9 protein-coding genes are annotated in these 6,461 nt (G+C 38.4%); 4 read left to right on the top strand and 5 right to left on the bottom strand.

Annotation, left to right across the window (positions count from 1 at the left end):
- The coding region (locus tag AC11ZT_RS08275) for an NAD-dependent epimerase/dehydratase family protein (RefSeq protein WP_484059143.1) at positions 1-347 on the bottom strand (347 nt) is incomplete at its 3' end.
- Positions 348-521: 174 nt separating this feature from the next.
- On the opposite strand from AC11ZT_RS08275, the gene AC11ZT_RS08270 reads away from it, so the two are divergent.
- Entirely contained in the window at positions 522-1,262 is a 741-nt protein-coding gene (locus tag AC11ZT_RS08270) for a glycosyltransferase (protein ID WP_484059142.1), read from the top strand.
- 71 nt (positions 1,263-1,333) lie between these two features.
- A complete protein-coding gene (locus AC11ZT_RS08265; protein ID WP_484059141.1) occupies positions 1,334-1,903 on the top strand; it encodes a CotO family spore coat protein in 570 nt (189 codons plus the stop codon).
- An 86-nt stretch (positions 1,904-1,989) separates the two neighbouring features.
- Here AC11ZT_RS08265 and AC11ZT_RS08260 read toward each other — a convergent pair whose 3' ends face one another.
- The gene (locus tag AC11ZT_RS08260) at positions 1,990-2,394 is read right to left on the bottom strand and encodes a CotY/CotZ family spore coat protein (protein WP_484059140.1); all 405 of its coding nucleotides are present in this window, start codon (positions 2,392-2,394) and stop codon (positions 1,990-1,992) included.
- Between the two features lie 131 nt (positions 2,395-2,525).
- Between AC11ZT_RS08260 and AC11ZT_RS08255 the strand changes: the two genes are divergently transcribed.
- Entirely contained in the window at positions 2,526-2,882 is a 357-nt protein-coding gene (locus AC11ZT_RS08255; RefSeq protein WP_484059145.1) for a DUF1360 domain-containing protein, read from the top strand.
- Positions 2,883-2,952: 70 nt separating this feature from the next.
- On the top strand, positions 2,953-3,096 hold the full coding sequence (locus tag AC11ZT_RS08250) for a cytochrome C oxidase subunit III (protein WP_484059139.1): 144 nt from the start codon (positions 2,953-2,955) through the stop codon (positions 3,094-3,096).
- Between the two features lie 217 nt (positions 3,097-3,313).
- Here the strand turns inward: AC11ZT_RS08250 and AC11ZT_RS08245 are convergent, their stop codons facing one another.
- The 3 genes from AC11ZT_RS08245 to AC11ZT_RS08235 form a co-directional block, all read right to left on the bottom strand.
- Positions 3,314-5,578, bottom strand: coding sequence for an ATP-dependent helicase (locus AC11ZT_RS08245; protein ID WP_484059138.1), 2,265 nt, complete (start codon positions 5,576-5,578; stop codon positions 3,314-3,316).
- 126 nt (positions 5,579-5,704) lie between these two features.
- The gene (locus AC11ZT_RS08240; RefSeq protein WP_484059137.1) at positions 5,705-6,217 is read right to left on the bottom strand and encodes a 2'-5' RNA ligase family protein; all 513 of its coding nucleotides are present in this window, start codon (positions 6,215-6,217) and stop codon (positions 5,705-5,707) included.
- Positions 6,218-6,294: 77 nt separating this feature from the next.
- Positions 6,295-6,435, bottom strand: coding sequence for an alpha/beta hydrolase-fold protein (locus AC11ZT_RS08235; RefSeq protein ID WP_484059144.1), 141 nt, complete (start codon positions 6,433-6,435; stop codon positions 6,295-6,297).
- Between the last annotated feature and the right edge of the window lie 26 nt (positions 6,436-6,461).

Genomic DNA, 6,461 nt, shown 5'->3' with positions numbered 1-6,461 from the left:
GCATCCCTTTTTTTCGCTAACTCTAGCATATTTTTCGTTCCTTGAATATTAATATCGATTGTTTCAAAGGGAGTAGCTTGATAGAACTTCGGAGAGGCTGGGGAAGCCAAATGGTAGATTTCATTTATATGATCTAAATCCTGCAATTGCAGGACATCGGGGGTTGCGACGTCATAGGGAATAAATTGAAAGGTGTCTAACGAAAGAAGATGTTCTATATTTTGTATTTTTCCGGTCGATAGGTTATCAAGTCCTATAACCGTAATTCCTGATGTACATAAGAGTTCCGCTGCTAATTGGGAGCCGAGAAATCCTGCTACTCCTGTAACAAGGACTGTTTTTTTCAAGTTGTTCACCTCATGCTGAAAAAATGAATACCTTACCATGATGCTATTACTATATGAAATATGTTATACGGTGTGTGGGCGATACAGATGAATACTATTTCGAATTCAGGAATAAGATTAAACATCTGTGCATTTTGGCTACATACGTTAGAAAACAGACTGGGGGTGATTCGTTTGTTTTCCATTATCGCATGCACAAACCGTGAATTTGCAATGCACAATGTATTTGCAAACTATGAGCGTCAACAATATGAAGAAAAAGAATTAATTATTGTATTGAACGATGATCGAATGGATTTAAATAAATGGGAGCAAGCAGGAAAACGATATCCGAATGTTTCTGTTTATCAGCAGCCTGCGCATATTACTCTCGGTGAATGTTATAACTTTGCTATACCAAAAGCCAGGTATCCGTATATTGTAAAGTTTGATGATGATGATTATTATTCTGCCTATTATTTATTGGAAGCAGAAAGAGGTTTTAAAGAGAGCAATGCTGCTGTTATTGGAAAAAGTACTGTCTTTATCTACTATTTACGTCAAAAGCTTCTTACGCTTTTCAATGAAAACAAGGAATTTGTGTATATTCATAATCTAAAAGAGTTGTCTAAAAACTACTTAGTAGGTGCCACCTTGGTATTTCGAAAGGATATCTATCCAAAGGTCTCGTTTGAACCTATCAATGTTGGAGAAGATACAAGGTTCTTAGAAGCGTGTTTACGTAATAATTTGCTCTTGTATGGAACATCAAGGTACAACTATGTATATATTCGATATTCAAAAGTAGGTTATCATACTTCAACGTTTCAGGAATACAAGCTTTTAGAAAAGTCGAGAAGACTTAGAGTGACAAATGATTTTCAAAGCCATATCATTCATCCTGTTGAAGAGATTTACAAGACAAAGGAAGAATAAGAATTATTATTCTAGAAGGAGAGCATATATTGTATGTAGAGTGAAAGTAACAGGTCTGGGGGGAAGCATACATGTTAAAAAAGAATGAGCTTGAGCAAGAACCGCTTCTGTATATTACGCAGCCACAGGTTCAAAAAGCAAGGGTTTCCATGCAACAGTCTTTTATAATAAAGACAGATAAACGAGCAGCTGTACCGAATAAGATGGAGAATGAAGAATCTCTTGAGAAAAAAGCAGTTGAAGAACAGAAGGATACCGAAGAGTATGGAATGCAGAGTGAAGGTAGAGGAAACACGGAAGAAATCGTAAATGAAGAGGTGGAAGCACAATTAGATGTGGAAACAGAAAATACGGAAGAAATCGTAAGTGAAGAAGTGGAAACACAATTAGATATAGAAACAGAAAACACAGTAAGGAAATCATTTAAAGATTTAGATACGAAACAGAAGATTTACTATCTCTTAAATCGTCCGCACTATATTCCAGATGTATTGTGTGAATGTAAAACTCATACAGGAATGTATATTGGCTATTTGAAAAGCTTTGAAAATCAAATTGTTACATTACGAGCTTATAATCATTTATCGGTTATAAAAATTCCATACACCGACATTGTATCCATTCAAATGAGAATGGCATAGAATTTCTCTTTTCATACGATTTTTGTAGCGTATGTAAAAGAGCGGTAGAAATCTCCTACCGCTCATCATAGTTTGTGTGTTTTACATTAAACACCTGGGATAAATGTATCCTCAATACATGCAATAGCGATGAAAGCATTTAAATCTACAATGAGGCATTGGGAAGTAGCTGTAAATTCACAGATTCCCATGTTTTTCACACCTTTTTTCAATATACGTAGTACTGCGCAGCAATCCTCAACACTCTCTACGCGAAAGAATTGTGATGAATCCGTATCACAATTTTCTGTTAGGAATTCCGCATAAAATAATTCTCCTTCTTTTGTGTATAGAGAGAATACTCTTGTATTAGGTGTTAGGCCGTTCGTAGATGCGCCAAGCACAGGGTTTAAGCAATTGGTAGTGCAGCCTGGATCTGTATTTACATCTTGAATTTCATTGATGAATTTTACAACATCGCAAACGCAGCCAATGTTAGAATGATTTGTCATGAATTTCACTCCTTATCATTTAGTTTTGTTTTACACTACTAAGATATTGAGTTTGCTTAGAATCGGTTACTATACTGGGTTTGCTTTTTAAGAAATGGGCTTTGAAGGCGGAGATAAAGGAAGTGAATCCATTGAAAGAGAATTGGTTTTTGCTCATTATTTTTATATTTGCTTCATTTCGATTGACGCGGCTGCTTATCTATGACAAAATTACTCGGTTTATTCGGTCTCCTTTTATCGACGAAAAGGAAGTGACTGAACCAGATGGATCAGTAGAAACGTATACGAAGAGTAAAGGGACGGGATTACAAAAATGGATAGGGGATTTACTTAGCTGTTATTGGTGTACAGGGATATGGACAACAGCAGGATTGTTATTGTTCTACTATAAAATGCCAGCCTTAACGGAACCGTTACTCCTTTTACTTGCGATAGCAGGTTTGGCTGCGATTGTAGAAACGATTGTTACGAGAATGCTAGGTGATTGAAAGGAACAGACATCTATGTAAGGTCATATACTGAATAGAATAGAATTTGTACAAAAGGGGGGAGAGAAGTATGAAGCATCGTCCAAATCCAACCCTTCATCAATGGAATTATCAAATGCAACAGCAGGCATTGCAGGAAGGCTATGTAAAGAAAAAAGGCTGTAATTGTGGTGGGAAAAAGAAAGCAAAAGATTCCAAAACTGACTCTAAATAAAAAGCAGAGCGAATTGCTGCTCTGCTTTTTATTTTAAGGCTCTGCTAGAACTTATTGTTGACTCTAAATCTAAGTTGATTGTAGCGGAAGGTGCGAGACTCCTGCGGGAAGAACGGGTTAAGGGAGACCCCGCAGGCGCATAGCGCCGAGGAGGCTCCCTAAGCCTAGCGGAAAGCTCGCACCTGGAGCGGAAATCAACAAACAAATTTAACAGAGCCTATTTTAAAAGTGGGGAAAGAAGACGAGATGGATGAGCTGTTTTCCCGCGGCGCATCATCGGTACGGATACGAGCAAGGATTCCTTTGCTCGTGTCATAGCTACATAGGCAAGTCGCCGTTCTTCTTCGAGCGGCATTTCGTCGCCTTCTCGAAATGATTCTAATGAATAATCATGGGGAAGCGATCCATCTACTCCTCCTAGTACATAGACGTGCTTGTATTCAAGCCCCTTTGCCTTGTGAATGGTAAGCATCTGCACTGCATCTTTGTAGGAGGCACTTTGTTTTTTTATTTCAGCAGTCATTGCAGTCATATGATCTGCATGTTCAAGAAATTCGGGCAGCGTTTTGAATTTACGTGCCACTACCTTTACATCTCGAATATCATCAGAGCCTTTCTCCATTTGATTGCCTTCACCGCCGCGTTTTTTAATAAACTCGGAAAATCCCATATCTTTCTCAATGATTTCAATAGCAGTAATAGGAGTTAGATTCCGCAGTTTGCGAAAAATTGGAACGATGCGCTGTAATTTTTTTTGCTGAAACGGCATAATGGAGGGAAGCTTGGCGAGAGCCGAAACGAGTGTACAATCCTCTAAAATGCTAATTCGTTTTAAATCCTGCATAACAGATTGCTTTAGAAAGAGAGCAGAAAGTAAATCCGCTAGAGCAGAAGTATCTTCTTCATTTACGCTCAGTCGCATAAAGGATAATAAATAACGTACGATTTTGCGCTTATAAAAGGAGTCAGCATCACGTTCCATAGTAAACGGAATAGTAGACTGACAAAGACGCTCAAATATAGCACGTGAAGCAGTGTTCGTCCGATATAAAAGAGCAAAGTCAGAGGGACGAGCCCCTTGTTCAATTCGTTCCTTTATGTCCGTTACAACAATCGTTGCCTCCTCTTCCTCGTCATAAGGAAAAAAGAAAGTGGGAGGAGAAGAAAGTTGAAATTGGGCCTTCATCTTCTTTGGTCGTCTTTTTTTATTTCGCGTTATAACTTTATTTGCGGCCGTAACGATGCTATGAGATGATCGGTAATTTTCATGCAAGGTAATAACCGTAGCGTTCGGAAACTCCTGATCGAAATGTAAGATGAAGGATGGATCACTGCCGCGGAATGCGTAAATGGATTGATCATCATCCCCTACTGCACAAATATTGTGTGCGGTAGAAGACAGAAGTTTAATAATTTCATATTGTACTTTATTAATATCTTGAAATTCATCAATAAGAAAATATTGAAAACGGCGTTGATAGCGTTCTAGCAACTCTTTATTTTCTAGCAACATATGATAGCAGCCAAGTAACATATCATCGAAGTCAAATTGGCCTTGTTTTGCTTTTTGTTCCTCATACCGTTTGTATAAATAAAGAACTTGTTCTTCCCACTTATCCTTTGGTGTAATGGTTGAAGAGGTTAGTGTGTTTTTCCAATAGCTAATTTGTGCCATGCTTTGATCATAGGGAAACTCCTTCTCATCCAGTCCAATCTCTGCCCCTGCTTCCTTTAGTATTTTCTCAATTTGCCATTCATATTTAATTAAGGCGTTAGGTGAGTAGCGCTGCGGATCGAAATGAAGCAGCATTTTGAAACAAATACTATGAAATGTTCCTACGGTAACGGAATGTAGGGCAAGGGGAGAAAGGCTTGAAAAGCGATGTAAGCGATCTTTCATTTCCTTAGCTGCCTTAGAAGTAAATGTAACAAGCATGATGGATTTCGGATCGATTCCTTTGGCTTGGATCATATAGGCAGTTCTTGCGGTAAGTACTCTCGTTTTTCCGCTACCTGCCCCTGCTAAAATTAACAGAGGACCTTCCGTACATTGTACTGCCTCATATTGAGCGGAATCGAGCGGTATCTGCTCTTCATTTAATATATAATAAGAAGGCTTTTGACTAGATCCTGTAAACTGCTCAGTAGCTGTGTATGACTGTACGTTCTTCCAAGAGGACGCCACATGTTCATCACGAATCGCGCGAGATAGGGGGAATCGGAAGCCATCTCGTTCCACTGAAGCATGCGCATGGACGGGCTCTTCTTTATTTGCTGTCATTTCTTCTCCCATGCATGTATTTGCAGAAGAAATATGATAAAAATGAGGAGATTGCAAAATTCCTAGATATAGCTTTACAGGCTCGTGGCACGATGTACATGTTACTTCGCACTGCAGACTTGCTTCATATAGTATTTGAAAGAGTTCGCGCGGGTAAGTGCGCAAATCAATAGTAGTATTTTGATAACGTGCAACGTCCAATTCACGAGTCTCCTTTCTTTCTAAAAGAAAATTCAATCCGTTTCATATTATCATAGTAGATCCTAAAAAAGAAAGAGGTGAGCTAATAGGTTGTTCACCTGTTAGCTCACCTCTGGAATACGAATCTTATTTCTTTCCTAATTGAAATGTCTCAACTATTTTCCATGTATCGTCCTCTTGTTGAGAGATTAGGTGAAATTGGTTTACATTTTGTTCATATTGAAATTGTTTCATCTTCAATCTGCCAAATACATCAGCATGTTCTTGGTCAGTTAGATTTTGTGCTACTGTTATACGAGGTATAAAGGAATAACCCGGGGGTTGCGTAAAATAGTCACGATACATGGCTTCGTGTAAGGCTACAAGCTGTTCTGAAGGTTCAATTTTTAAATAAAGTGTGTTAGAAACAGGATAAAAGGTACTAATCTTAGTTATTTTTATCCCAAAGGGCAGTATGTCTGCTGCAGTTTTCTTTAGGTACGCTGCCATTTTGGTAATGTCGGATTCTACCGCTTCGAACGTACGCTTTATAGTAATATGAGGAGGAATGAGTGCATAATCCGTATCATATCGTTTCCGAAGATTATTAGCTCGATCCCGTATCTCTTGCGTTGGGAAAATAACAATACCAAATTTCATGCTGGTGGCCTCCTTGTTACAGCTAGGTAGGTGCTGTGCTCTTTTTTAGTATAATCAATGAACACCATATCGAAAGCTTAAAGTGTGAGCATAGAAGAAAATGCCGTTGGCAAGTCATTTTGCCAATGCTTCCATGTATGATTGCCTTGAAACTCATGATAGTAATAGGTAATTGGTTTCGTTTTTAATAGTTCTCGAAGTCTGCGGTTAGGTGTGATAAAATTTTTTATAGATCCATCTGATG

The sequence above is a fragment of the Ectobacillus sp. genome, assembly GCF_056992975.1.
The sequence above is the reverse complement of the archived record's forward strand: the minus strand, read 5'-3'. Positions and strand labels throughout refer to the sequence as shown.